This window comes from Thermomonas sp. HDW16 (genome assembly GCF_011302915.1).
GTDB lineage: Bacteria > Pseudomonadota > Gammaproteobacteria > Xanthomonadales > Xanthomonadaceae > Thermomonas.
The window spans coordinates 1,296,626-1,320,956 of record NZ_CP049872.1 but is presented as its reverse complement, the minus strand read 5'-3'; the positions used below and the strand labels follow the sequence as shown (position 1 = coordinate 1,320,956).

Below are 24,331 nucleotides of genomic sequence, written 5' to 3'. Positions count from 1 at the left end.
ACTCAAGGCGCAGGCTTTCGCACCTCGAACTCGCCAAGCAACTTGCGGCCGTCCTTCAACCCGAATTCGATGGCGACACGGCTGCCCGGCTTCAACGTGGCCTTCGGCTGCATCAGCATCAGGTGCAGGCCACCCGGCTTCAGCACGGCCGCGCCATCCGGCGCGATGCGCAGTTCGGGCACCTCGCGCATGCGATTGATGCCATCGACCAGCCTGGATTCGTGCAATTCGACGCTGCCGTAAGCGGGGCTGCTGGCCGAGACGATCGTGGCCGGCATCGCGCAATGGTTGTCGATGCGGGCGAAGCCGGCCTGCATCGGCATGCCGCCCGGCAGCAAGCGGATCCAGCCATCCTTGACCTGCGGCGCGCAGTCGCGGGCGCAGGCGGACAGCGGCAGGCATAACAGCAACAAGGCGATGCGGATGTTCATGCGCCTATGATACCGGCTGCCCCGCATTGGAAGCGCCCATGTCTCTGATCGAAACCATCGTCCACGGCCATGTCACCGAGTTGCGACTGGCGCGCGCGCCGGTCAATGCGCTGAACCCGGCGCTGTGCAACGAACTCGCGGCGGCCTTGGCGGCCGCACTGGCCAACGGCGCGCAGGGCATCGTCCTGTCGGGCGGCCCCAAGGTGTTTTCCGCCGGTCTCGACGTGCCCCATCTGCTGTCGCTGGGCGATGACCAGGCCGCCTTGCAGGAGGCCTGGACGGCATTCTTCGATGCCGCGCGCGCACTGTTGAATTGCCCGGTACCGGTGGCCGCAGCGTTGGCCGGGCACGCGCCTGCCGGCGGCTGCGTGCTGGCGCTGTGCTGCGATTACCGGGTGATGGCCGAAGGCCCGTACCGGATCGGCCTCAATGAAACCCAGGTCGGGTTGGCGGCGCCGGAAGGCATCCAGTCGCTGATGGCGCGCGTGGTCGGCCGGCATCGCTCGGAACGCCTGCTGGTCGCCGGCGCGATGCCGGATGCGTCCGAGGCATTGCGCATCGGCCTGGTGGACGAACTCACCGGCATCGACGATGTCGCCACCCGCGCCCGCGTGTGGGTGGAGGAACTGCTGCAACTGCCGCGCAAGCCGATGCTGGAGACCCGTCGCATCGCGCGCGCGGACGCAGTCGATTGCCTGCGCGCGGAACGCATCGACCTGCCCCGCTTCGTGGCCGCGTGGATGGAACCGGATACGCAGGCAGGATTGCGCGCGATGCTGGCGCGCATCGGCAAGTAATCCAGCGAGTCGAATCAGCGAACGCGGTTGCCGCGTTCGTCGATCACCACGCCGCCGTCTTCCTTGGTGAACGGTTTGTCGCAGGGCGGCAGGATGTCCAGCACCATCGAGGAATCCGGCCGGCACAGGCGCACGCCCAACGGACTGAACACGAACGGACGGTTGATCAGGATCGGGGTGGCAACCATCGCATCGAGCAAGGCCTCGTCCGACAACGATTCATCGTCCAGACCCAGCGCCAGGTATTCCGGCTGCTTGCTGCGGATCGCTTCGCGCACGGACAGGCCGGCCGCGCTGATCGCCTCTCGCAACCGCGCCTTGTCCGGCGTTGCCTGCAGGTATTCGACAATGTCCGGTTCGATGCCGGCATGGCGAATCAGCGCCAGTGCATTGCGAGATGTGCCGCAGGCCGGGTTGTGCCAGATCTCGACGCGCATGTCTTCGCTCATGCGCCCACCGCCACCGGTCGCGACGGATCGCTGATCCAGCCACTCCATGAGCCTGTGTAAAGCCTGGCACCCTTCAGGCCGGCGCGCTCCATCGCCAGCAGATTGTGGCAGGCCGTCACGCCGGAACCGCACATCACTACCACTTGATCCGGGGCGCGTTCGCCGAGCAAGGCTCGATATTCGTCGGCCAACTGCATCGGTGCCTTGAAGCGGCCGGCGATGAGGTTTTCGGAGTACGGCCAGTTGACCGCGCCCGGCACGTGGCCAGCGATGCGGTCAAGCGGCTCTTCGTCACCACGGAAGCGGGCTGCACTGCGGGCATCGACCAGCATCCCACCCTGTTGCAAATGCGCTTCGACTGCTTCGCCCCCAAGCAGGCGCGAGGCATCGAACCTCAGCTGCGTTGCGTCGTACTGTGCACGGAACTGCGCTGCCGTCGTGGGGGGGACGACGAAACCGGCAATCCGAGTGATGTCCAGCGCGCCCAGCCACCATCGAGCACCGCAACCTTTTCATGCCCCAGCATGCGCAGCAGGAACCACAGGCGCGCGGCATATGCACCATCGCCATCGTCGTAGACGATCACTTGCGTCGTTGGCCCAATACCCCATCGCGCCACTTTGGTGATGAAGACGTCCACAGGCGGCCAAGGGTGTCGGCCCTCGCCATGCGGCGACATTTCGGACAGGTCACGTTCGAGGTGTGCATAAACCGCGCCCGGCAAATGCGAGGTGAGGTAGGCATGCTCGCCTGCACTCGGGTCGAGCAGCGAGAACCGGCAATCGATGATCACCAGGTCCGGTCGATTCAAGCCGATCGCAAGCGTTTCGGCCTGCACCAAGGTTGTCCATCCAGCCATCAGTTCCTCCCGTGGGTGGCGAACGCGAGACGCTCGCGGAGATTGAACAGGATCGAGGCAGTCACACCCCAGATCCGCTGCTGGTCATAACGGTATTGGAGCACGTGACGCGGCCGTCCGCCGAATTGAATCTCGATCCTCTCCAGCCTGGCCGGATCCAGCAACAGGTCGAGCGGGACTTCGAATGTTTCGGCCACCTCACCTGGTTCCGGTATCGGCACGAAACCGGAATCGATCAGCGCGAGTACCGGCTGGACCCGAAAACCGGTGATGGTCAGCATTGGGTCTAGGTAACCCAGCGGCATGACCTGCGCGGCCGCAAGCCCGACTTCCTCGTGCGCCTCGCGCAGGGCGGCGGCGGCCGGACTGCGGTCGTAAGCCTCGATCCTGCCACCGGGGAAGCTCACCTGGCCCGCATGGTGGCGCAAACCGTCGTGGCGGCGGGTCAACAGCACGCTGGGCGTTTCGGGATGGGCCACCACCCCCACCAGCACTGCGGCGGATTTGGGCTCGCCAGGCGACAGCAGGCCTTCAAGCTCGCCCAGGTTCCACGGTTCGCCGGCGGGCGGCACGTCCAGCGGATGCGTCGCCCGGCGCAACGAGTCGGCAAGCGCCGTCACCGGCATCAGGCAACACCCCGCTGCGCCTGTCGGCCTGGCAACACCTCTTCCATCAGCCGCAGGCGGACATCGTCGTTCATCAACGGCCAAGCCGCGATCTCGTCGCCGGTACGATGGCAGCCGGCGCACAAGCCGTCATCGTCGACAGTACAAATGCCGATGCAGGGACTCAGCACGGCACGAAACGGGTAAGTCATGTCATTACCGTAAAACGCGATGCGCCGGCAAAACCGGCGCATCGTGGAAACGCGAACACAATGGGGCGATTACTTGACGCTGCCCAGTTCGATCTGAATGGCGACGGCCTGTTGCGCGAACTGCTGGTTCTGGTCGCCGACGCCCTTGCCTGGCGGCACCACCACTTCCCACACCGCGCCCTGCTGCATCAGCGGCAGGGTTTCCTTCAACGCGGGGATCGGTGCATCAGAGACCTTGAACGCCGCCGGCGTCTGCACGCCGCTGAGCGGCACACCGACCGCCGCCAGGAAGCTGCGCAGGGCGATCTGCACCTGGCTGTTGGCGGTGACCTTGGCGCCGGTACCGGGCTTGGCGATGCGGTACATGATCCCGCTCGGCAACGTCACCACGCCCTGCTGGGCCTTGTAGTCGGTGATGAACTTGGCGGACTGCGCCTGGTTGTCGGTCAGCGCCTTCTTGAAGGCGTCTTCCATCTTCTTCTGCACGTGCTGCTGGAAGCCGGAATAGGCCGTGCCCAGCTGCTGCTCGGTGTAGGCCGGCTGCTTCTTGGCATAGGCATCCTGCACGCCGCGCACCACGGAGGCGATATCGACCGGTTCGCCGGAATTGACCAGTTCCTGGCCCAGCGACCAGCCGAAGGCGTAGCTCGCATGGGTCTTGTCGACCGAGGCCGAGGCAGCCGTCGAGGCAGCGGGCTTGGCCGGCGCCGGCGCGGCCGGCTTGGTCTGCGCCGAGGCGATGCCGGCGGTCAGGGTCAGGGCCGCCACACTGGCAGCAAGCACTCGCAACTTCATCTACAACCTCGCTCAAAATTTGGGGCGGCTGCGCCGCCCTGGAGTCCGCCGCGACCGGAGCCGCGTGGCGCTTTCATCGCCCCGGTCGAACCACCCGGATTGACACGTTAGGATAACGACCGCAGCGCTTAACCGCCACTGAGGCACCCCGTCCGACCCGTGGTCGCGATGGAAGTTCAACGCCGACCGCCCCTTTTTCATCTGCCCTACCGCGAGGCCGCATGACCGACTCCCTGCTGCTGATCGACGATGCCGACGGCATCCGCACGATCCGCGTGAACCGCCCCGACAAGCTGAACGCCCTGAACGCCGCCACCCTGGATGCGCTGGATGCCGCCTTCACCGATGCCGCCCGCGACGCAAACGTCCGTGTGGTGGTGCTGACCGGCAGCGGCCACAAGGCCTTCGTGGCCGGTGCCGACATCGCCGAGATGAACACCCTCACCCCTGTGCAGGGCCGCGACTTCTCCCTGCGCGGCACCCGCATGATGCGGCGTGTGGAAAAGCTGCCGAAGCCGGTGATCGCGATGGTCAATGGCTTTGCGCTTGGCGGCGGGCTGGAACTGGCGATGTGTTGCCACCTGCGCATCGCCGCGGATACCGCGAAGGTCGGCCAGCCGGAAATCAACCTGGGCCTGATCCCCGGCTTCGGCGGCACCCAACGGCTGCTGCGCCTGTGCGGGCGCGCGGCCACGCTGGAACTGTGCCTGACCGGCGCGCCGATCACTGCCGAGCGTGCCTTGCAGCTGGGCATCGTCAACCGCGTCGTACCGGTCGCTGACCTCGAGGCCGAGACCATGAAGCTTGCGCAGCAACTCGCCTCCTCCGCACCGCTGGCCCTGCGCGGCGCGCTGGATTGCGTGAACATCGGCGGCGAATGCGGGGTCGAGGAAGGCCTGGAATACGAATCCGCGCAGTTCGGCCTGGTGTTCTCCACCGAGGACATGCGCGAAGGCACCTCCGCCTTCCTCGAAAAACGCAAGCCGGCGTTCAACGGACGTTGATGTCGGCGCCCTGCCCGCATTGCGCCTGTGCGTGCACCGATGATGGCGGCTCGCATGCCTTGCTGATGCTGCTGGATGCGGACGATCTCGATGCCGCCCTCGCGCAAGGCCTGCTCGATGCGCAGCCTTGCCCGGGTTGCACTGCCGACTGCAATGCACGACTGACCGCAGCGCGCGAGGAACGACGCTTCGCACTGGCCGCACGCACACGCCATCGCGCCCGCGAGGCGCGCCTGCAGCGCCGCAAGGCCGAACGCGATGCGGTGCGACAGCCGCAATCGATCGCGGCCACGGCCGCTGCCGATGCGCTTGCGCGCGCCTTGGCGAAGGCGAAGGAACGCCGCCAATGAGCACGATCGCCAAGCCGCGCCCCGTGCGCGGCAGCAAGCTGACGCGCGAGGAAATCGTCGAGTTGTTTTCGCGCCTGCGCGAACTCAACCCGAAACCGACCACCGAACTCGAATACACCAGCGCGTTCGAATTGCTGGTGGCGGTGATCCTGTCCGCGCAGGCCACCGATGTCGGCGTCAACAAGGCCATGCGGAAACTATTTCCGGTGGCGAATACGCCGCAGTCGATCTTCGCATTAGGCGAAGACGGCCTGAAGCCGTACATCGCCACCATCGGCCTGTTCAACACCAAGGCCACGAACGTGATCGCGATGTGCCGCCAATTGCTGGACCTGCATGATGGCGAGGTGCCGCGCACGCGCATCGAACTGGAAGCCCTACCCGGCGTGGGTCGCAAGACCGCCAATGTGATCCTCAACACCGCCTTCGGCGAACCGACGATCGCCGTCGATACCCACATCTTCCGGGTGTCCAATCGCACCGGGTTGGCGCCTGGAAAGACCGTGCGCACCGTGGAAGACAAGCTGGTGAAGGTGGTGCCGGAGGAATTCCGGCTGGACGCCCACCACTGGCTGATCCTGCACGGACGTTACACCTGCAAGGCACGCACGCCGGACTGCGCGCATTGCCCGATCCACGACCTGTGCCGCTGGCCGGAAAAAGCGCCGCTGGCCAGTGCCGACAGCGCATGGCGCTGATATTTCGATAAAAAGACAGCGCTGTCACAATAACGAAAGATTCACGCCCTAGGCTGCGCGCCATCGGCACCTGTCGTGCCGCCTCCCAACCTCACCAGGGCATTCCCATGAAACTCTCCCGCCGTACCCTGTCCGTGGCCCTGCTGGCCGCCCTTGCCGCCCCGGCCGTGCACGCGGAAGTGCCGATCGACGTGATCGCCGGCTCAGATGTCAGCTTCGAAGGCCTGCTGCAGGCCGATGGCAACTGGTTCAACAACGATGTCGCCAACCTGAACGGCTCGGCGACGGATGGCAGCAAGAACGACTTCGAACTGCGCCGCGCCGAGCTGGTGCTGAAGGGCAAGGGCCCGGGCAACATCGAATGGGCCCTGGGCTATGACGCCAAGGCCGACAAGTGGCTGGACACCAACCTGAAGTACAAGATCGGCGGCAACAGCAGCCACTTCGTCCAGTTCGGCCAGTTCAAGCAGCCGAACAGCCTGGAAGAGCTCAGCTCGACCAAGAACAACGACTTCAACTCCAAGGCGATGATCACCAACACGTGGGCGGTCGCGCGTCGCTTGGGCGTTGCTTACGGCATGGGCGACGCCAACTGGAGCGTCACCGGCAGCGTGTTCGGCCGTGAACTTACCCGCAACCTGGGTGCCGGCAATGGTTACGGCCTGCGCGGCACCTGGGCGCCGATCAACGAGACCGGCAACATCCTCCACTTCGGCCTGTCTTACGCGAACTACAACGCCGAACTCGGTGCCGTGGGCGCCAATGTGCAGGATAGCCAGCGCTGGCGTGCCCGCCCGGACGCCGACCTGTCCGGCGTGCGCCTGGTCGATACCGGCACCTTGACGTTGGCCGACAAGGTCGCCACCACCGGCCTGGAATCCTTCTTCGTGCATGGCCCGCTCAAGCTGCAGGGCGAGTACATGCGCAGCACCACCAGCCGTGGCGGCACGTTCGGTGATTTCACCGGCAAGGGCGGCTATGTCAGCGCCGTGTGGAACGTGACCGGCGAGACCTGGGGCTACAAGGCCGGCACCCCGACCACTCCGCTGCCGAACGAACCGGAAAGCGGCATGTGGCAAGTGGGCTTGCGCTACGACACCATCGACCTCAACGACGGCAGCGTGAATACCAGTGGCGCCACCCCGGTGGTCACCGGCGTACTGGGCGGCAAGATGGACACCTGGACGCTGGGTGCCAATTGGTACCTGCGCTCCAACTTCAAGTTGGCGGCGAACTACGTCAAGGTCAGCAGCAGCAAGTACAACACCACGGCCAGGGCCACCGTCCACGACGACCCCAGCATCGTCGAATTCCGCGCGCAGTTCTTCTGGTAAGCGCGAGCCGGATGCACCACCGAAAGGGCGCGACGCGAGTCGCGCCCTTTTCGTTTGCCTGCGCGTGCTTGCCGGCCCGACCCCGCTGTCACGAAGTTGTCATCGCAGTTCCATCGCGTTGTCATCGAACCGTTATGAAATGCACGCAGCCGGGCGCTGCCCGCACCCACCACCTCCTGGAGCATCACGTGTTCAAGTCCATCCAATTCCGCGTCGCTGCACTCGCGCTGGCGACCAGCTTCGCCGCAGGCGCCATGGCCGCCGACGTCACCGGCGCCGGCGCGTCGTTCGTGTACCCGGTCATGTCGAAGTGGTCGTCCGACTACGCCAAGGCCACCGGCAAGAAGGTCAACTACCAGTCGATCGGTTCCGGCGGCGGCATCGCCCAGATCAAGGCCGGCACCGTGGACTTCGGTTCCTCCGACGCCCCGATGAAACCGGAAGACCTGGACAAGTTCGGCCTGGCCCAGTTCCCGTCGGTGATCGGCGGCGTGGTGCCGGTGCTGAAGGTGCCGGGCGTGGCCGCAGGCGCGATGAAGCTGGACGGCGAGCTGCTGGCCGACATCTTCCTGGGCAAAGTCAGCAAGTGGAACGACCCGCGCATCGTCGCCCTCAACGGCGGCCTCAAGCTGCCCGACCTGAAGATCACCGTCGTGCACCGTTCGGACGGCTCCGGCACCACCTTCAACTTCGTCAACTACCTGTCGAAGGTGAACGCGCAGTGGAAGTCCGAAGTCGGCGAAGGCACCGCGGTGAAGTGGCCGGTCGGCATCGGCGGCAAGGGCAACGAGGGCGTGACCGCCTACGTGAAGCAGATCAATGGCTCGATCGGCTATGTCGAATTGTCCTACGCGCTGCAGCAGAAGCTGACCTACAGCCGCCTGAAGAATGCCGATGGCAACTTCGTGAACCCCAGCGACGATACCTTCTCCGCCGCCGCCGCCAGCGCCGAGTGGGGCAAGTCCAAGGACTTCTACCTGGTGATGACCAATGCGCCGGGCGAGAACAGCTGGCCGATCACCGCCACCAATTTCATCCTGATGTACAAGACTCCCAAGAACGCCGCCGGCGCGAAGAACGCCAAGGACTTCTTCAAGTGGGTGTACGCCAATGGCGACGCGCAGGCCAAGGCGCTGGACTACGTGCCGCTGCCGGACGCGCTGGTGAAGCAGATCGACGCCTACTGGGCGGCCGAGATGAAGTACTGATCGCAACAAGCAAACAAGCCAACCCCTGACCAGGGTGTACGTTCGGGCGGGCCTTCGGGCCCGCTTTTTTGTGGCCGGCGCCCGCTTCTGAACGAAAACGACAGCCCTGTCATCGACGTGTCACAAAAACATCATTTCATGTCGCCATCCCAAGAAAGCGACCCCACGAGACCCGCATGAACCGCACCCTGCCCGCGTTGCCGCCCTCAGCCTGTGCCTGCTGGCCGGCCTGACCGCCTGCAAGAACGAGTCCGCCCCGGCCGCCGCCGCTGGTGACGCCGCGTCGACTGCCGCAGCCTCGGCCCCGGCCGGTGACAAGGTCGCCGCCGAAATCACCGGCGCCGGCGCTTCCTTCGTGTACCCGCTGATTTCCAAGTGGTCGTCCGACTACGCCAAGGCCAGCGGCAACAAGGTCAATTACCAGTCGATCGGTTCCGGTGGCGGCATCGCCCAGATCAAGGCCGGCACCGTGGACTTCGGTTCCTCCGACAAGCCGCTGGCATCGGATGAACTGGCGAAGGACGGCCTGGTGCAGTTTCCCTCCACCATCGGCGGCGTGGTGCCGGTGGTGAACCTGCCCGGTATCGAAGCCGGCAAGTTGCGCCTGACTGGTGCGCTGCTGGCGGACATTTACCTCGGCAAGGTCACGATGTGGAACGACGCGGCGATTGCCGCGATCAACCCGGGCACGGCGCTGCCGACGCAGAAGATCAGCGTGGTGCGCCGCTCCGATGGCTCCGGCACCACCTTCAACTTCACCAATTACCTGTCCAAAGTCAGCCCGGACTGGCAGGCCAAGATCGGCGAAGGCACCACGGTCAACTGGGCCGGCAGCAGCGTTGGCGGCAAGGGCAACGAGGGCGTGGCCTCCTACGTCAAGCAGCTGAAGGGGGCTATCGGCTACGTCGAGCTGTCCTATGCGCTGCAGAACAAGATGAGCCATGCGTCGATGCAGAACGCAGCCGGCAGTTGGGTGCAGCCGAGTGCGGATTCCTTCGCCGCCGCTGCGGCGAGCGCGGACTGGAAGAACGCGCAGGACTTCAACCTGGTGATCACCAACGCGCCGGGCGCAGAGGCATGGCCGATCACCGCCACCAACTTCATCCTGATGCGCAAGCAGCCGCGCGATGCGGCCGATGCCAAGGCCGCACTGGAATTCTTCCGCTGGGCCTACGCCAACGGCACCGAACAGGCCAAGTCGCTGGACTACGTGCCGCTGCCGGCGGAGCTGGTGCAGCAGGTCGAGGCGTATTGGGCCGAGCAGCTGAAGTAACCCGCCATCATCGACGAGCCTGCGAACCCACGCATGAATTCCGTTGCCCTCCCCGCGTCGACACGCGATGCCGCCGACGCGCGCAATGACAAGCTGTTCCGCTGGCTGCTGACCGCCACCGCGGTGTTCGTGCTGGTCACCCTGGCCGGCGCCGCGCTGTCGATGCTGTGGGGCGGCCGCAGCGTGCTGGCCAGTGAAGGCCTGAACTTCTTCTTCTCCACCGACTGGAATCCTGTGGAGAACAAGTACGGCGCGCTGGTGCCGATCTACGGCACCGTGGTCACTGCGGTCATCGCCATGTTGATCGCGGTACCGGTGAGCTTCGGCATCGCGTTTTTCCTGACCGAAGTCGCCCCGCGCTGGCTGCGCACGCCGGTGGGTACCGCCATCGAACTGCTGGCCGGCGTGCCCTCGATCATCTACGGCATGTGGGGCTTCTTCGTGCTGATGCCGGTAATGCGCGAACACCTGATTCCGTGGCTCAACGACCACGTCGGCCCGCTGCCACTGATCGGTGCACTGTTCCAGGGCCCACCGATCGGTGCCGGCATGCTGACCTCCGGCATCGTGCTGTCGATCATGGTGATCCCGTTCATTTCCTCGGTGATGCGCGATGTGTTCCTGACCGTGCCCTCGCGGTTGAAGGAATCGGCCTATGCACTGGGCGCGACCAAGTGGGAAGTGAGCTGGGACATCGTGCTGCCGTACACGCGTTCGGCGGTGATCGGCGGCGTGTTCCTCGGCCTTGGCCGTGCACTGGGCGAGACCATGGCGGTGGCGTTCGTGATCGGCAACAGCGTGAATTTCACCGCCTCGTTGCTGGAACCCTCGACCACGATTGCCGCGCTGATCGCCAACGACTTCGGTGAAGCCACCGAGGAATATCGCGCCGCATTGTTGCTGCTCGGCTTCGTGCTGTTCATCGTGACCTTCGTGGTGCTGGCCATCGCCCGCCTGATGTTGATGCAGCTGGCACGCAAGGAGGGCAACCGATGAATGCCGTTGCCTCGCCGTCCGTGCCACGCGGAAATGCCGCGATCTATCGCCGCCGCAGCATCATCAATATCGTCGCGATCACCCTGGCCTGCGCCGCTGCCTTGTTCGGCCTGGCCTTCCTCGGCTGGATCCTGTGGACGCTGTTGGCCAAGGGGTTCTCGCATCTCAACCTGGCCCTGTTCACCCAGGACCAGCCGCCGCCGATGGAAGCCGGCGGCCTGCGCAACGCCATCGTCGGTTCCTTGCTGATGTGCGGCATGGGCGTGGCGATCGGCACGCCGCTCGGCATCGCCGCCGGCACCTGGCTGGCCGAAGTCGGCAACCATCGCAAACTCGGCACCGTGGTGCGCTTCGTCAACGACATCCTGTTGTCGGCGCCGTCCATCGTGCTGGGCCTCTTCGTGTACGCGGCCTTCGTGATGCAGACCGGTGGCAATTTCTCCGCCATCGGCGGCGCACTCGCGCTGGCCTTCATCGTGCTGCCGGTGGTGGTACGCACCACCGACGAGATGCTGCGGCTGGTGCCGGTGCAGATGCGCGAAGCCGCGCTCTCGCTGGGCGTGCCGCAGTGGAAGGTCACCATGCAGGTGCTGTACCGCAGCGCCCTGCCCGGCATCGTCACCGGCGTGCTGCTCGCCCTTGCGCGCATTTCCGGCGAAACCGCGCCGCTGCTGTTCACCGCCTTCGGCAACGAGTTCTTCAGCCTGGACATCACCGGCGCAATGAGCGCGGTGCCGCTGGTCATGTACAAGTTCGCCGGTTCCGGCTTCGAGAACTGGGAGCACCTGGCCTGGGCCGGCGCGTTGTTGATCACCCTGTTCGTACTGGCGATCAGCCTGGTCGCACGCACCTTGCTCCTGCGCAACAAAGTTGCCAATGACTAATTTTCATCGGATCGATCCCATGAACGATGCACACCTTGCTGTCGCCTCCGTGCGCGACGCTTCCCTGCCGCTGCCGCCACCAGTGAAGATCGCCGCGCGCGACCTGAACTTCTGGTACGACAAGTTCCACGCGGTCAAGCACATCAATCTGGAAGTGCCGGAGAAGCGCGTGACCGCACTGATCGGCCCGTCCGGCTGCGGCAAGTCCACGCTGTTGCGTGTGTTCAACCGCATCTATGCGCTTTATCCGAAGCTGGAAGCCAAAGGCGAAGTGCTGCTCGACGGCGAGAACATCCTCGACCCGAAGTACCCGATGAATCGCCTGCGCAGCAAGGTGGGCATGGTGTTCCAGAAGCCGGTGCCGTTCCCGATGACCATCTTCGAAAACGTGGCCTACGGCATCCGCCACCACGAAAAACTGTCGAAGGCGGAAATGGACGTGCGCGTCGAACAGGCGCTGCGCCAGGCCGCGCTGTGGGACGAGGTCAAGGACAAGCTGAAGACCAGCGGCCTGGGCCTGTCCGGCGGCCAGCAGCAACGCCTGTGCATCGCCCGCGCGGTAGCGCTCAAGCCTGACGTGCTGCTGCTCGACGAGCCGACCTCGGCGCTGGACCCGATCTCCACCAGCCGCATCGAGCAACTGGTCGAGGAACTCAAGCAGGACTTCACGATCATGATCGTGACCCACAACATGCAGCAAGCCGCGCGCGTCTCCGACTACACCGCCTTCATGTACCTGGGCGACCTGATCGAGCACGGCGCCACCGAGCAGATCTTCTCCAATCCCTCGAAGCAGCAGACCGAGGACTACATCACGGGGCGTTTCGGCTGATGAACGAGCACAACCACATCGTCAAGAGCTACGACCAGGAGCAACAAGCCCTGCTCGACGAACTGATCCGCATGGGCCAGATGTCGGTGGCGCAGCTGGAAGCCGCGCTGGACGTGGTCGAGCGCCGCGACGACAAGGCGGCCGAACGCGTAATCGGCAACGACGACGCGATCGACGCGCTGGAACAGCAGGTCAACCACGACGTGATCCGGCTGATCCGGCGCGGCCCGATGGCCGGCGACTTGCGTGTCATCCTGGCCGCGCTGCGGGTGGCCTCGGACATCGAGCGTATCGGCGACCTGGCCGCGAACATCGCCAAGCGTTCGATGGCCTTGAACCTCAGCCCGCCGCTGCCGCATACCCGTGGCCTGGACGCGCTGGGACGGATGGCCGCACGCCAGGTGCGTGACGTGCTGGAGGCCTACGTCGCTCGCGATGGCGAAGCCGCACTGCGCGTGCGGGCCAGCGATGCCGAACTGGACACCCTGTACACCGGCCTGTTCCGCGAGTTGTTGACCTACATGATGGAAGACGCGCGCGCGATCACTCCCTGCACGCACCTGCTGTTCATGGCCAAGAACCTCGAGCGGATCGGCGATCACGCCACCAACATCGCCGAAAACGTGTGGTTCCTGATCCACGGCGAGGAACTGATGCCGCCGCGCGACAAACGCGACGAGAGCAGTACCACGGTGGTCTGAACCGTACCTTGGACGTACTCCAGACCTGAACGCAGGCATTCGCGAAGTGGTTCCGCCCCGGGCATCACGGTAGGATCGCGCCACATATCACGCGCGAACCGCGCCGAGGAGTTCCGATGTCGCAGTCCAACAACAAGCCGATCGCACTGGTGATCGGCGCCGCTGTCGCCACCGGCACCCTGGTCGCCGGCTCCCTGTTCTCGATGCAGGCGATGGCGCATGGCTACATGCAGGACGCCGCGACGAGTCCTGCAAAAGCCGGCGAAGCCAAGGCCGCCGAGGGCAAGTGCGGTGAAGGCAAATGCGGCGAGGGCAAATGTGGCAGTAGCCAAACTGCGGCCAAGGGCAGCGGCGCGTCGGTTGGCAAGCCCAATCCCGGCAAGCACCACACCATGGCCGACATGGACACCGACAAGGACGGCCGCATGTCGCGCGCGGAGTTCGTTGCCGCGCACAAGCCGGGCAATGTCACTTCCGTCGATGACTGGGAGACACTCGTCGCCAAGCAGTTCCGCGACCACGACTTGGACGGCGACGGCTTCATCACCCAGGCCGAGATGGACAAGCACCACGCCGACATGAAGGGCAATGCCGAAGGCAAATGCGGCGAAGGCAAGTGTGGCGAGGGCAAGTGCGGCAGCAAGAAGGCCGATGCCGCGAAAGACGGCAAGGCTGCCGAAGGCAAATGCGGTGAAGGCAAGTGCGGCAGCATGTAAGCCGGCATGGCTGAGGCATTGCCACGGCGCAGTGCAGGCCTTGGCCTGCGGCGCGCTCTGCTGGATGAACTGATCGAGGCGCCTGCGGGCGCCTTCGATTTTCTGGAGTGCGCGCCGGACAACTGGATCGGCGTGGGCGGCGTGCTGGGCGAGAAGCTCGCCGCGCTGTCATCGCGCCATCCACTGAGCGCGCATGGCCTGTCGCTGTCGCTGGGCGGCCCGGATCCGCTGGATGTCGAATTCCTGCGCCAAACCCGCGATTTCCTCGACCGCCATGATGCCGCGCTCTACAGCGAGCACCTGAGTTACTGCAGCGCGGACGGTCACCTCTACGACCTGCTGCCGATCCCGTTCACCGACGAGGCCGTGCATCACGTCGCCAGCCGCATCGCACAGGTGCAGGATGCGTTGGGCCGGCGCATCGCCATCGAGAACGTCAGCTACTACGCCGCACCGTATCAAGCACTCAGCGAGATCGACTTCATCGGCGAAGTGCTGCGCGAAGCCGACTGCGACCTGCTACTCGACGTCAACAATGTCCATGTCAACGCCATCAACCACGGTTACGACGCACGCGCCTTCATCGATGCGATGCCGTCATCGCGCATCGTCAGCTATCACACCGCCGGCCACTACGACGAAGCCGAAGACCTCAAGGTCGACACCCACGGTGCGCCGGTGAAGGACGATGTGTGGGACCTGCTTGCGTATGCGTATCGCGTGCATGGCGTGCGCCCCACCCTGCTGGAACGCGATTTCAATTTCCCGCCGCTGCCCGAACTGCTTTCGGAAGTGCTGCGCATCCGCGACGTGCAGGCACCCTTCGCATGAGCAGCCTGCGCGAACAGTTCGACGCGATGGCGCAACACGTGCGCGATCCCGCCGCGCATCCCGGCCCGCCCGGCATCGAAGCGCGCCGCCTGAAGATCTACAGCGACCTCGTCTACAACAATCTGGATGGCCTGCTGGCCGGCGGCTTCCCGGTGATCCGCAAGACCCTGGGCGATGCCGATTGGCAGGCGTTGCTGCGCGGCTTCCTCGCCCGCCACCACAGCCACACGCCGCTGTTCACCGAGCTTGGGCGCGAACTGATCGCCTTTATCGAAGCCGAACCGGATCCACGGCATCCATGGCTCGCGGAACTCGCGCACTACGAATGGGCCGAACTCGGCCTGCAGCTCAGCGATGCCGCGCTGCCGTCGCACGATATAAACGGCGATCTGCTCGCTGGCGTGCCCGTGCTGTCGCCACTCGCCTGGCCGTTGGCTTATCGCTGGCCGGTGAACCGCATCGGTCCGGATTTCCAACCCACTCAGCCGCCCGTAGAGCCCACGCTGGTGCTGCTTCGGCGCGAACCGGACGGCCGCATCCATTTCTCGCAGCTCTCGCCGCTGCTGTTCCGCCTGCTGGAACTGATCGGCGCGAATACCGAACGCAGCGGTAGTGCTCTGATGCAGCAGCTGGCGGACGAAGCGGGACAGGCCGATTTCGACGGTTTCCTGCGCGAGGCCACGCCGATGCTGCAGCGCCTGCAGGCCGAAGGCGTACTGCTGGGCACGCGCATCGATTAACCTGTTGCGATGAGCGAACTGCAAGACACGCCGGCCTTCAAGCCGATGGCCGAGCGCTTCCGCGGCTACCTGCCGGTGGTGGTGGACGTGGAAACCGGCGGCTTCGACTGGAACAAGCACGCGCTGCTGGAAATCGCGGCGGTGCCGATCGAGCTGGACGAACACGGCCGCTACGTGCCCGGCGAGGTGGTGAGCGCGCATATCGAGCCCGCACCGGGCACCAGCATCGACCCAAAGTCATTGGAAGTCACCGGCATCAAGGTCGACCACCCGCTGCGCGGCGCGCTGCCGGAACGCGAAGGCCTGGACAAGATCTTCGCGCCGATTCGCGCCGCCGCGAAGAAGCACGGCTGCCAACGCGCGATCCTGGTCGGCCACAACGCCCACTTCGACCTCAACTTCCTCAACGCTGCCGTCAACCGCGTGCAGCACAAGCGCAATCCGTTCCACCCGTTCAGCGTGTTCGACACGGTCACGATGGCGGGCATGGCCTATGGCCAAACCGTGTTAGCGCGGGCGGTCTATGCCGCAGGACTGGAATGGGACCAGCGCGAAGCGCACTCAGCCATCTACGATGCCGAACGCACCGCGCAGCTGTTCTGCATCATCGCCAACGCGTGGCCTATGCCGGCGCTTTCGCCTTCTGTTTGAACGACCGCACGATCCCGTACAGGCTGACCGCCATCCACGCGGCTTCCAGCAGGAATACCGGCAAATTGAACTTACCGATCAGCGAGGCCAGGATGCCGGCCGCACCGAACAAATTGAGCAATTGGTAGACCAGTCCAGTACCGGACAATTTGCCCGCCTGCAGCAAGGCAAAACCGCCCAGGATCATCACGGTGCCCAGCAGGCCCACCCAGTCGTACCAAGCCAACTCCAACGCCATCATCCTTCCCCTTTCGTTTATTGCCGCTGCCTGACCGCTTCGAACAATGCCACGCCGGTGGCCACGGAGACATTCAGGCTCTCGAATTCACCCGGCATTGGGATCTTCACCAACTGGTCGCAATTTTCGCGAGTGAGGCGGCGCAGGCCATCGCCCTCGCCGCCCATCACCAGTGCCACATTGCCCTTGAGGTCCAGCGTGTACAGCGAAGCCTCCGCCTCACCGGCGAAGCCGTAGATCCACACGCCCGCCTTCTGCAGATCGCGCAGCGTGCGCGAGAGATTGGTGACACTGAAGATCGGCAGCGTGTCCGCCGCGCCGGCCGAGGTCTTGCGCACGGTGGCGTTGACCTGCACCGCTTTGTCCTTCGGGAACACCACTGCCGTCGCGCCCGCCGCCGCCGCGCTGCGCAGGCAGGCGCCCAGGTTGTGCGGGTCCTGCACGCCGTCGAGCACCAGCAACAACGCCTTGCCCTCGGCAGCTTCGATCAAACCTTCGAGCTCATGCTCATCCCAGGTCTTGGCCGCCGCATAGCGAGCGGCCGCACCCTGGTGGCGTACGCCGCCGGCCACGCCGTCCAGCGCCTGGCCAGACACGCGGCGCACGTCGATGCCGAGCCGGCGCGCATTGCCTTCGATCTCGACGATGCGCGGATTCTTGCCGCCGGCTTCCAGCAGCACCTCGCGCACGTGTTCGGCGTCATGTTCCAGCGCGGAAGCCACCGCGTTGAGGCCGACGATCCATTGGGCTTGTTTGCTCATTCGGCAATTATCGCGGAAACCGCATCAGTACTTCTGCTTCTGCCTTTTCGCCGGTTTGCCACGCTCCGGCAATGGCTTCACGCCCCCGCCTTCCTCATCGACCAGCCGGAAATCGATCTTGCGGTCTTCCACGCTGGCCTTCAGCACCACGATCCGCACGCGATCGCCCAAGCGGTATTCGTGGCCGCGACGTTCGCCGGTGAGCGTCTTGCGCACCGCATCGAAGTGGTAGAAATCGCGCGGCAATTGGGTGACGTGGACCAGCCCATTGACCTTGGATTCGTCCAGCTCGATGAACAGGCCGAAGCTGGTCACGCCGCTGATGGTGCCGTCGAATTCCTTGCCGACGTGGCCTTCCATCCACGCCGCGCGATAGCGCTCGTCCACCTCGCGCTGGGCCTCGTCGGCGCGACGCGAACGCTCGGAGCATTGCAACGACAGCGCCGCCATTTCGTGTGGTGAATAAGTGTAGGTATCCGGCCTGCCGCCAGCCAATGCATGCTTGATCCCGCGATGCACCAGCAAATCCGGATAGCGACGGATCGGCGAGGTGAAGTGCGCATACGCTTCCAGCGCCAAACCAAAATGCCCGATGTTCTCCGGCGCGTACACCGCCAGCGACTGGCTACGCAGGATCACCGATTCTAGCAACGCCGCATCGGGCCGCTCGCGGATCTTCTCCAGCAAGTTGCGGAAATCCTTGGGCTTGACCTTGGCCCACGGCGGCATGCGCAGCTGGAACTCTTTGAGGAATTCCTCCAGGTCCGCGTACTTGGATTCCGGCGGGCGGTCATGATCGCGATACGGCGCAGGCACGCGACTTTCCAGCAGGAACAGCGCGGCCTGCACATTGGCCGCGATCATGCATTCCTCGATCAGCTTGTGCGCGTCGTTGCGCTGGAGCATGCCGGCCTGGGTCACTGCGCCCTTGGCGTCCAGCACGAAACGCACTTCGCTGCTCTCGAATTCGATGGCACCGCGCTTGGACCGCGCCTTGTCCAGCACCTTGTACAGCTGGTGCAGGCGCTGGATCTGCGGCAACAGCGGGCCGATCTTGGCCAATGCCGCGGCGTGATCGTCTTCCGGAATGCCCTCGCCCACCGCGTTCCACACATCGGTATAGGTCAGGCGCGCGTGCGAGTGCATCACCGCTTCGTAGAAGCTGGATTCGGTGACGATGCCGTCACGGCCCACCTGCATGTCGCAGACGAAGCACAGGCGATCCACCTTCGGCATCAGCGAGCAGATACCGTTGCTCAGCGTCTCCGGCAGCATCGGCACCACGAAGCCGGGGAAATACACCGAGGTCGCGCGCAGCTGCGCCTCGTCGTCCAGCGGCGTGCCCGGGCGCACGTAATGCGACACATCGGCAATCGCGACGATCAGGCGGAAACCGTCGCGGGTGGGTTCGCACCACACCGCATCATCGAAATCCTTGGCGTCCTCGCCATCGATGGTGACCAGCGGCACGCCGCGCAGATCCACGCGCTTGGGGATCTCGCCGGCCTGCACCTCCAGCGGCACGGCGGTGGCCTGCGCCAACACTTCGGGCGGAAATTCGTGCGGGATGTCGTGGCCGTGGATCGCCGCTTCGACCGCTTGCGATGCGGTGAGCTTGTCGCCCAGCACCGCCAGCACCTTGCCGATCGGCGGGCGGTGCGAATTGGCCGGCGTGGTGATTTCCGCAACGACCAACTGACCGTTGCGCGCTTCATTGCGGCCGTCGGCAGGAATCATCACGTTGCGCTGTACGCGCTTGTCGTCCGGCACCACGTAGCCGATACCCGCCTCTTCCGTGTAGCGGCCAATCAAGCGCGTGAGGCGGCGTTCCAATACCTCGACGATCGTGCCTTCGCGGCGCCCGCGCCGATCCATGCCGGTCACACTGGCCAGCACGCGGTCGCCATGCATGACCTTGCGCATCTCGAATGGCGGCAGGAACAGGTCATCGCCACCGCCGGCATCGGGACGCAGGAAGCCGAAGCCGTTTTCGTTGGCGATCACCACGCCCGGCACCAGGTCCATCTGCGCGGCCGGCGCATAACCACCGCGCCGGTTCTGCAGCAACTGGCCATCGCGCAACATCGCCTGCAGGCGCTTTTCCAGCGCCTCAAAGCGATCCGGCGCGGTCAGCGCGAGTTTCTGCGCCAGTGCATCGGCATCCAGCGGCCCGTCGCTGGCGGCCAGCACCTGCAGGATCATCTCGCGGCTGGCGATGGGTTGCGCGTAGCGCTGGGCTTCGCGTTCGGCATGCGGATCGAAGCTCGGCGCACGCGGCGGAGGTGCTTCGCGACGGGGCGGGGACTGTTGCAACCCGGATGCCCTGGAAGGGGGCGATGCCGGTAGCTCCGGCATCCATGGTGGACGCTTGCCGGCTGCAGGCTTGCCGCCGTGCGTGCCCCCCGGCTTGGCTTGCTTGCTCGACGGCTTTCCGGATTTGCCCGTGGGCGCCTTGCCGCGGCCGGTGCCGCGCTTGCTGGGAGGCTTGGTCATGCAGCGATGGTACATCGCGTCCGTGCATGCTTCGTTCGCATCGCAAAGATCCGTTGACATCATCGAAATCGCACTGCATCATGCGCCCCCTGCACCCTGCCCGGGTGGCGGAATTGGTAGACGCACTAGCTTCAGGTGCTAGCGGGGGCAACTTCGTGGAGGTTCGAGTCCTCTCCCGGGCACCAGGTACAACCAAAAACCCTCGCGCAAGCGGGGGTTTTTTTTTGCCCCGCCGCATCCCGCACTTGTGCCCCGCGCGCGCGCTTGCCGCTACCTGCGCGAAGGACTACCGTAGATTCAGGCGTTTCCACCCGGCAAGCGAAGGAGTGATCCCATGATGCAGGCGTTTTTCGACGACAGCGTTCCGGGCAAACTCCGGCTCTCCCGCGTGTTCTGGATCGAAGGCGTGCTGGCCAGCAATGTGCTGTTCCTGGCCTTGCTCGCGATCTACCAATACGGCCCCGCCGCCGCGCTGGTTGCCGGCGTCGTGTGCTTCCTGGTGTACACCGCCTGGATCATGCGCAAGATCTGGCTGAACGCACCCAACGTGGATCGCCCCGAACTGGCCTCCATGGCGCGGGTGCTGACCATCGGCTGGACCATCAACTCGGTTACGGTCTGCGTGTTCCTGATGCTGGCCAAGCTGGGGCACCAACCGCTGCAGATCCTGCACTGAGTTCGTCGATCCGGCGGCCGCAAAGCCGGCCGGATCGCCTGATGCCGAATCACTCGCCCGGGCACCCACCCGGGCGTTTTCGTGTGCGCAACGCAATGCGGGCCTGCAAACGCCGACGCGATTGATCCCGATCAATGCCGGATGCGGCCGCGCCGCCTAAAGTGCCCGCGCAGCCCAGGCTGCACTCCGAGTCGCACGGCCTTCGCTTTCGGGCATGGCCGCCGACCGTGGCGGTTTCCGCCACCCGGCACCGCTGGAAACGGTGTTGCCGCCCGCGTTTGGAAAGGAGCACAACAGATGTCGGTTTTGCAGGACCGGTTTGGCCGGGCCTTCCCGTATTTGCGGCTGTCGGTGATCGAAGCCTGCAACTTCCACTGCAGCTACTGCCTGCCGGACGGTTTCCATGCCCGCGCCGGGCGCCCGATGCCGCTCACCCGCGAGGAAATCGCCCGCCTGCTGCGCGGCTTCGCCAGCGTGGGCCTGCGCAAGCTGCGGCTGACCGGCGGCGAGCCCAGCCTGCGCCGCGACCTGCCGGAAATCATCGCTTCGGCAGCAGCCGTGGGCAGCATCGACAGCATCGCCCTCACCACTAACGGCACTCTGCTGGACCGCCGGGTGGCGCGCTGGCGTCAGGCCGGCCTGACCAACCTCAACATCAGCGTGGACGCGCTGGAACGCGAGCGCTTCCACGCCATCACCGGCCACGACCGGCTGGACGAAATCCTGCGCGGGATCGAGCTGGCGCAGGGACTGGGCTTCAAGGCGATCAAGCTCAACGCCGTGCTGCTGAAGGGCCTGAACGACGACCTGCTGCCGCAGTGGTTCGACTACCTGCGCGAACGCGACGTCACCGTGCGCTTCATCGAACTGATGCGCACCGGCGACAACCTGGCCTATTTCGAACGCCACCACCTGCGCGCCGAAACGCTGGAGGCCAACCTGCAAGCCACCGGCTGGCAGCTGTTGCAGCGCGCGCCCGATGCCGGCCCGGCGCGCGAGTACGCGCATCCGGATTTTGCCGGACGGATCGGCGTGATCGCGCCCTACTCCAACGACTTCTGCGCCGGCTGCAACCGCCTGCGCGTCACCCATACCGGCGATCTGCGGCTATGCCTGTTCGGCAACGTGGGCATCCCGTTGCGGCCGTGGCTGCAGGACGATGCCGATTGCGACCGGCTTGCCGCCGCGCTGCAGGCACAGCTGGGCCTGAAGGCGATCGGCCACCGTCTGCACGAGGGCGAAACCGGCCTGGTCCCCAACCTCTCCACCATCGGCGGTTGAATGGACGCACCGATCCCCGCTTCCGGTTTCCACATGGCCGACGTGCGCCGCAAGCGCCCCGCCGAACGCCGCGCGGTGGCGGTGGGCGAACTGCACGCAGGCCCAGTGGGTTATGCCGCGCTGGCCGGCAAGACCCTGCCCAAGGGCGATGCGCTGGCGATGGCTGAAGTGGCCGGCCTGCAGGGCGCGAAGAACGCCGCGCAGCTGATGCCGCTATGCCATCCGCTGTCGCTGGAATACGTCGATGTGCGCTGCGTGCCGGTGCCGGAACGCCACGCGATCCGGGTCTATTGCGAGACCGCGCTGACCGCGAAAACCGGCGTCGAAATGGAAGCCCTGGCCGGTGCCAGCGCAGCCTTGCTCACCCTGTACGACCTGACCAAGCCGGTGGAACCGGCACTGGGCATCGAAGCGGTGCGCCTGTTGTTCAAGGAAGGCGGCAAGAAAGGTCTGTGGATCCATCCGGCCGGCATGAGCGAGGACGAACGCCGCTACTACCGGCCGAAGAGCGGCCCACGCCTGGATGGCGAAACGGTGGCGGCGATCACCCTTAGCGACCGCGCCGTCGCCGGCGTGTACGAGGATCAAAGCGGCGCGCTGCTGGAAGATGCATTGCGGTCGATGGGGGCCGACGTACGCCGGCGCCTGCTGGCCGACGGCATCGAACCGCTGGCCGCCGCCCTGCGCGAAGAAGCCGCACTCGGCACACCATTGGTACTGTGCACCGGCGGCACCGGCTTCGGCCCGCGCGACCTGGCGCCGGAAGCGATGGCCAGCGTGGCGACTCGCGATGTGCCCGGCCTGGCCGAACTGTTCCGCAGCGCCAGCAGCGCGCATACCCCGCTGGCCTGGCTGAGCCGCAGCGCCTGCGCGCTGGTCGGCGACGGCACCCTGGTGATCTGCCTGCCCGGCAGCCCCAAGGCCGTGGCGCAGGGCATGGATATCCTGGGCCCGCTGCTGCCGCATGCGCTGGCGATGATGCGCGGAGCACCGCACGCATGAAGACCATGATTGCCGTGGACGAAGCGCTGGCGATGATCCGCGCCTGCTGCACGCCGCTGCCGAGTGAGCGCATCGCGCTGGCGCAGGCCGGCGAGCGGGTACTCGCCGAAGCCATCGATGCCCCGCGCGCACTACCGCCATTCGACAACTCGGCGATGGACGGTTTCGCCCTGCGCTGGCGCGAAGACCTGGCGGAAGGCAGCGAACTGGCCGTGCTGGCCGAACAGGCCGCAGGCGATGGTATCGCCGGCCAGTCCGATGGCGCCTGCAGCATCATGACCGGCGCGCGCCTGCCCGACGGGCTGGACACGGTGGTGCCGGTGGAAGACTGCACGGTCACCGCGCGCGATCCTGCCGGTGCAGCGTTATCGATCCGTCTCTCGATCACTCCACGCAGCGGCCAGCACGTACGCCACGCAGGCGAGGACGTGGCCACTGGCGAACGCGTGCTGGACGCCGGCACCCGCCTCAACCAGGAAGCGGTGATGGTGCTGCGCGGGATCGGCATCGGCGAAGTCGACGTGCGCCGCCGCCCGCGCCTGGCATTGGCCTGCACCGGCCGCGAACTGGTCGATACCGACGGCGCCGCATTGGCGCCGGGGCAAATCGCCAATACCAACGGCCCCTATCTGGCGCAGCTGTTCACCGACGCCGGCGCCGAGGTGGTGGAGCGCGTCACCGTGCCCGACGAGCCGGAGGCGCTGGCGACCCTGCTGGCGCGCTGGCTGGACGCCGGCATCGAGTTGGTGGTCACCACCGGCGCGGTGTCGATGGGCCGCTACGACTTCGTGCCGTACGTGCTGCGCGCAGCCGGCGCCGAACTGCGATTCCACAAATTGAAGATGCGCCCGGGCAAGCCGCTGCTGTTCGCCACTGCAGGTCGCGGCACGCTGGTGTTCGGCCTGCCCGGCAATCCGGTGTCCAGTGCGGTCGGCGCGCGCTTCCATGTGGATGCCGCCCTGCGTGCGTTGGCCGGACAGCCGCCGGAAACCGCGCTGCGGCTGCCACTGGCGGCCGACGCCAGCAAGAAACCCGGCTTCACCATGATCCAGAAGGCCGCGCTGGTGTTGAACGCGCAGGGACAGCTGCAGGTGCAACTGCTCAAGGGTCAGGAAAGTTTCAAGACCGCACCGCTGCTGCGCGCGCGCGTCTGGGCGCTGTTGCCCGAAGACGCCAGCACGCTGCCCGCCGGAACCCGTGTTCCGATCTTTCCGCTGCGCCCCCATGGCGCTTCGTTCGATGGACTCACCCAATGAAAATCACCCTGCAACTGTTCGGCCGCTTCCGCGAATTCAGCGCGGCGCCCGAACTCGACCTCGACCTGCCCGGCATCGCCACCGTCGCCGATTTCCGTGCAGCATTCGATGCCTGGGCGCAGGCGCACTGGCCGGCTTATGCGCCGGCCCTGCTGAAGGCCTCGGCCATCGCCACCGAATCCGCGCTGCTGCGCGCCGACAGCACGCTGCCGAGCGATGGCCGATTGGCCGTGCTGCCACCGGTCAGCGGAGGTTGAG

The 24,331-nt window shown here is 65.7% G+C and carries 25 protein-coding genes, 1 tRNA gene, 3 pseudogenes and 1 riboswitch; of the genes and pseudogenes, 21 read left to right on the top strand and 8 right to left on the bottom strand.

Annotation, left to right across the window (positions count from 1 at the left end):
• Positions 1 to 2: 2 nt before the first annotated feature.
• A complete protein-coding gene (locus G7079_RS06095) occupies positions 3 to 431 on the bottom strand; it encodes a copper chaperone PCu(A)C (protein ID WP_166056463.1) in 429 nt (142 codons plus the stop codon).
• Between the two features lie 38 nt (positions 432 to 469).
• Between G7079_RS06095 and G7079_RS06090 the strand changes: the two genes are divergently transcribed.
• On the top strand, positions 470 to 1,228 hold the full coding sequence (locus tag G7079_RS06090; protein WP_166056462.1) for an enoyl-CoA hydratase/isomerase family protein: 759 nt from the start codon (positions 470 to 472) through the stop codon (positions 1,226 to 1,228).
• Positions 1,229 to 1,242: 14 nt separating this feature from the next.
• Here G7079_RS06090 and arsC read toward each other — a convergent pair whose 3' ends face one another.
• The 4 genes and pseudogenes from arsC to G7079_RS06070 form a co-directional block, all read right to left on the bottom strand.
• Complete coding sequence (gene arsC / locus G7079_RS06085; protein ID WP_166057855.1) at positions 1,243 to 1,665, bottom strand: arsenate reductase (glutaredoxin); 423 nt, start codon at positions 1,663 to 1,665, stop codon at positions 1,243 to 1,245.
• A gap of 8 nt (positions 1,666 to 1,673) precedes the next feature.
• Positions 1,674 to 2,536, bottom strand: a pseudogene (locus G7079_RS06080) (sulfurtransferase).
• Positions 2,536 to 3,353 (bottom strand): annotated as a pseudogene (locus G7079_RS06075) (CoA pyrophosphatase). Before G7079_RS06075 ends, G7079_RS06080 begins: the two co-directional pseudogenes overlap by 1 nt.
• Before the next feature lie 69 nt (positions 3,354 to 3,422).
• On the bottom strand, positions 3,423 to 4,148 hold the full coding sequence (locus G7079_RS06070; protein ID WP_166056461.1) for an FKBP-type peptidyl-prolyl cis-trans isomerase N-terminal domain-containing protein: 726 nt from the start codon (positions 4,146 to 4,148) through the stop codon (positions 3,423 to 3,425).
• 221 nt (positions 4,149 to 4,369) lie between these two features.
• On the opposite strand from G7079_RS06070, the gene G7079_RS06065 reads away from it, so the two are divergent.
• The 14 genes and pseudogenes from G7079_RS06065 to rnt all read left to right on the top strand — a co-directional run bounded on the left by G7079_RS06065 (position 4,370) and on the right by rnt (position 16,366).
• Positions 4,370 to 5,152, top strand: coding sequence for an enoyl-CoA hydratase-related protein (locus G7079_RS06065; RefSeq protein WP_166056460.1), 783 nt, complete (start codon positions 4,370 to 4,372; stop codon positions 5,150 to 5,152).
• A 65-nt stretch (positions 5,153 to 5,217) separates the two neighbouring features.
• Positions 5,218 to 5,502, top strand: a complete 285-nt coding sequence (locus G7079_RS06060) for a hypothetical protein (RefSeq protein WP_166057854.1) — start codon at positions 5,218 to 5,220, stop codon at positions 5,500 to 5,502.
• Complete coding sequence (gene nth / locus G7079_RS06055; RefSeq protein ID WP_166056459.1) at positions 5,499 to 6,200, top strand: endonuclease III; 702 nt, start codon at positions 5,499 to 5,501, stop codon at positions 6,198 to 6,200. Before G7079_RS06060 ends, nth begins: the two co-directional genes overlap by 4 nt.
• Positions 6,201 to 6,307: 107 nt before the next feature.
• Positions 6,308 to 7,534, top strand: coding sequence for an OprO/OprP family phosphate-selective porin (locus tag G7079_RS06050; RefSeq protein WP_166056458.1), 1,227 nt, complete (start codon positions 6,308 to 6,310; stop codon positions 7,532 to 7,534).
• 188 nt (positions 7,535 to 7,722) lie between these two features.
• On the top strand, positions 7,723 to 8,742 hold the full coding sequence (pstS, locus tag G7079_RS06045; RefSeq protein WP_166056457.1) for a phosphate ABC transporter substrate-binding protein PstS: 1,020 nt from the start codon (positions 7,723 to 7,725) through the stop codon (positions 8,740 to 8,742).
• Between the two features lie 133 nt (positions 8,743 to 8,875).
• A complete protein-coding gene (gene pstS, locus G7079_RS06040) occupies positions 8,876 to 10,015 on the top strand; it encodes a phosphate ABC transporter substrate-binding protein PstS (protein WP_240906269.1) in 1,140 nt (379 codons plus the stop codon).
• 33 nt (positions 10,016 to 10,048) lie between these two features.
• Complete coding sequence (gene pstC, locus G7079_RS06035) at positions 10,049 to 11,011, top strand: phosphate ABC transporter permease subunit PstC (RefSeq protein WP_166056456.1); 963 nt, start codon at positions 10,049 to 10,051, stop codon at positions 11,009 to 11,011.
• Positions 11,008 to 11,895, top strand: coding sequence for a phosphate ABC transporter permease PstA (gene pstA, locus G7079_RS06030; RefSeq protein ID WP_166056455.1), 888 nt, complete (start codon positions 11,008 to 11,010; stop codon positions 11,893 to 11,895). The genes pstC and pstA overlap by 4 nt, the downstream gene beginning before the upstream one ends.
• A 19-nt stretch (positions 11,896 to 11,914) precedes the next feature.
• Positions 11,915 to 12,727, top strand: coding sequence for a phosphate ABC transporter ATP-binding protein PstB (gene pstB, locus G7079_RS06025; RefSeq protein ID WP_166056454.1), 813 nt, complete (start codon positions 11,915 to 11,917; stop codon positions 12,725 to 12,727).
• On the top strand, positions 12,727 to 13,428 hold the full coding sequence (gene phoU, locus G7079_RS06020) for a phosphate signaling complex protein PhoU (protein WP_166056453.1): 702 nt from the start codon (positions 12,727 to 12,729) through the stop codon (positions 13,426 to 13,428). The genes pstB and phoU overlap by 1 nt, the downstream gene beginning before the upstream one ends.
• A 116-nt stretch (positions 13,429 to 13,544) precedes the next feature.
• Positions 13,545 to 13,988: pseudogene (locus G7079_RS06015) on the top strand (hypothetical protein); the annotation flags it as partial.
• A 162-nt stretch (positions 13,989 to 14,150) separates the two neighbouring features.
• On the top strand, positions 14,151 to 14,975 hold the full coding sequence (locus G7079_RS06010; RefSeq protein ID WP_166056451.1) for a DUF692 domain-containing protein: 825 nt from the start codon (positions 14,151 to 14,153) through the stop codon (positions 14,973 to 14,975).
• Positions 14,972 to 15,715: a putative DNA-binding domain-containing protein gene (locus G7079_RS13345; RefSeq protein WP_206203251.1), complete on the top strand. Its 744-nt coding sequence runs from the start codon at positions 14,972 to 14,974 to the stop codon at positions 15,713 to 15,715. The genes G7079_RS06010 and G7079_RS13345 overlap by 4 nt, the downstream gene beginning before the upstream one ends.
• Positions 15,716 to 15,724: 9 nt before the next feature.
• Entirely contained in the window at positions 15,725 to 16,366 is a 642-nt protein-coding gene (rnt, locus tag G7079_RS13340) for a ribonuclease T (protein WP_206203250.1), read from the top strand.
• On the opposite strand, the gene G7079_RS06000 is transcribed toward rnt, so the two are convergent.
• The 3 genes from G7079_RS06000 to rnr are packed head-to-tail and all read right to left on the bottom strand — an operon-like array spanning position 16,338 to position 19,858.
• The gene (locus G7079_RS06000) at positions 16,338 to 16,604 is read right to left on the bottom strand and encodes a hypothetical protein (protein WP_166056450.1); all 267 of its coding nucleotides are present in this window, start codon (positions 16,602 to 16,604) and stop codon (positions 16,338 to 16,340) included. The genes rnt and G7079_RS06000 overlap by 29 nt on opposite strands.
• 17 nt (positions 16,605 to 16,621) lie before the next feature.
• Positions 16,622 to 17,365 carry a 23S rRNA (guanosine(2251)-2'-O)-methyltransferase RlmB gene (rlmB, locus tag G7079_RS05995; RefSeq protein WP_166056449.1) on the bottom strand — a complete coding sequence of 248 codons (744 nt, stop codon included), beginning with the start codon at positions 17,363 to 17,365 and terminating at the stop codon, positions 16,622 to 16,624.
• A gap of 24 nt (positions 17,366 to 17,389) precedes the next feature.
• Entirely contained in the window at positions 17,390 to 19,858 is a 2,469-nt protein-coding gene (gene rnr, locus G7079_RS05990) for a ribonuclease R (protein WP_343160885.1), read from the bottom strand.
• A 98-nt stretch (positions 19,859 to 19,956) separates the two neighbouring features.
• On the opposite strand from rnr, the gene G7079_RS05985 reads away from it, so the two are divergent.
• From G7079_RS05985 to G7079_RS05960, 6 genes are all read left to right on the top strand, one after another.
• Positions 19,957 to 20,043, top strand: a tRNA-Leu gene (locus G7079_RS05985).
• Positions 20,044 to 20,192: 149 nt separating this feature from the next.
• On the top strand, positions 20,193 to 20,534 hold the full coding sequence (locus G7079_RS05980) for a hypothetical protein (RefSeq protein WP_166056447.1): 342 nt from the start codon (positions 20,193 to 20,195) through the stop codon (positions 20,532 to 20,534).
• Positions 20,535 to 20,718: 184 nt separating this feature from the next.
• Positions 20,719 to 20,823: riboswitch (molybdenum cofactor riboswitch) on the top strand.
• An 8-nt stretch (positions 20,824 to 20,831) separates the two neighbouring features.
• Positions 20,832 to 21,815: a GTP 3',8-cyclase MoaA gene (gene moaA / locus G7079_RS05975; RefSeq protein WP_166056446.1), complete on the top strand. Its 984-nt coding sequence runs from the start codon at positions 20,832 to 20,834 to the stop codon at positions 21,813 to 21,815.
• Complete coding sequence (moaCB, locus tag G7079_RS05970) at positions 21,816 to 22,817, top strand: bifunctional molybdenum cofactor biosynthesis protein MoaC/MoaB (protein ID WP_166056445.1); 1,002 nt, start codon at positions 21,816 to 21,818, stop codon at positions 22,815 to 22,817.
• Positions 22,814 to 24,073, top strand: a complete 1,260-nt coding sequence (glp, locus tag G7079_RS05965; RefSeq protein WP_166056444.1) for a gephyrin-like molybdotransferase Glp — start codon at positions 22,814 to 22,816, stop codon at positions 24,071 to 24,073. Before moaCB ends, glp begins: the two co-directional genes overlap by 4 nt.
• The gene (locus G7079_RS05960) at positions 24,070 to 24,330 is read left to right on the top strand and encodes a MoaD/ThiS family protein (protein ID WP_166056443.1); all 261 of its coding nucleotides are present in this window, start codon (positions 24,070 to 24,072) and stop codon (positions 24,328 to 24,330) included. Before glp ends, G7079_RS05960 begins: the two co-directional genes overlap by 4 nt.
• Position 24,331 lies beyond the last annotated feature (1 nt).

Coding starts and splice junctions, on each gene's coding strand:
- glp (WP_166056444.1), top strand. CDS start 22,814: ATGAAGACCATGATTGCCGTGGACGAAGCGCTGGCGATGATCCGCGCC.
- rnr (WP_343160885.1), bottom strand. CDS start 19,858: ATGACCAAGCCTCCCAGCAAGCGCGGCACCGGCCGCGGCAAGGCGCCC.
- G7079_RS06000 (WP_166056450.1), bottom strand. CDS start 16,604: ATGGCGTTGGAGTTGGCTTGGTACGACTGGGTGGGCCTGCTGGGCACC.
- G7079_RS13345 (WP_206203251.1), top strand. CDS start 14,972: ATGAGCAGCCTGCGCGAACAGTTCGACGCGATGGCGCAACACGTGCGC.
- G7079_RS05980 (WP_166056447.1), top strand. CDS start 20,193: ATGATGCAGGCGTTTTTCGACGACAGCGTTCCGGGCAAACTCCGGCTC.
- rlmB (WP_166056449.1), bottom strand. CDS start 17,365: ATGAGCAAACAAGCCCAATGGATCGTCGGCCTCAACGCGGTGGCTTCC.
- pstC (WP_166056456.1), top strand. CDS start 10,049: ATGAATTCCGTTGCCCTCCCCGCGTCGACACGCGATGCCGCCGACGCG.
- G7079_RS05960 (WP_166056443.1), top strand. CDS start 24,070: ATGAAAATCACCCTGCAACTGTTCGGCCGCTTCCGCGAATTCAGCGCG.
- rnt (WP_206203250.1), top strand. CDS start 15,725: ATGAGCGAACTGCAAGACACGCCGGCCTTCAAGCCGATGGCCGAGCGC.
- G7079_RS06070 (WP_166056461.1), bottom strand. CDS start 4,148: ATGAAGTTGCGAGTGCTTGCTGCCAGTGTGGCGGCCCTGACCCTGACC.
- phoU (WP_166056453.1), top strand. CDS start 12,727: ATGAACGAGCACAACCACATCGTCAAGAGCTACGACCAGGAGCAACAA.
- G7079_RS06060 (WP_166057854.1), top strand. CDS start 5,218: ATGCTGCTGGATGCGGACGATCTCGATGCCGCCCTCGCGCAAGGCCTG.
- moaA (WP_166056446.1), top strand. CDS start 20,832: ATGTCGGTTTTGCAGGACCGGTTTGGCCGGGCCTTCCCGTATTTGCGG.
- G7079_RS06090 (WP_166056462.1), top strand. CDS start 470: ATGTCTCTGATCGAAACCATCGTCCACGGCCATGTCACCGAGTTGCGA.
- G7079_RS06010 (WP_166056451.1), top strand. CDS start 14,151: ATGGCTGAGGCATTGCCACGGCGCAGTGCAGGCCTTGGCCTGCGGCGC.
- pstB (WP_166056454.1), top strand. CDS start 11,915: ATGAACGATGCACACCTTGCTGTCGCCTCCGTGCGCGACGCTTCCCTG.
- G7079_RS06065 (WP_166056460.1), top strand. CDS start 4,370: ATGACCGACTCCCTGCTGCTGATCGACGATGCCGACGGCATCCGCACG.
- G7079_RS06050 (WP_166056458.1), top strand. CDS start 6,308: ATGAAACTCTCCCGCCGTACCCTGTCCGTGGCCCTGCTGGCCGCCCTT.
- moaCB (WP_166056445.1), top strand. CDS start 21,816: ATGGACGCACCGATCCCCGCTTCCGGTTTCCACATGGCCGACGTGCGC.
- nth (WP_166056459.1), top strand. CDS start 5,499: ATGAGCACGATCGCCAAGCCGCGCCCCGTGCGCGGCAGCAAGCTGACG.
- arsC (WP_166057855.1), bottom strand. CDS start 1,665: ATGCGCGTCGAGATCTGGCACAACCCGGCCTGCGGCACATCTCGCAAT.
- pstA (WP_166056455.1), top strand. CDS start 11,008: ATGAATGCCGTTGCCTCGCCGTCCGTGCCACGCGGAAATGCCGCGATC.
- G7079_RS06095 (WP_166056463.1), bottom strand. CDS start 431: ATGAACATCCGCATCGCCTTGTTGCTGTTATGCCTGCCGCTGTCCGCC.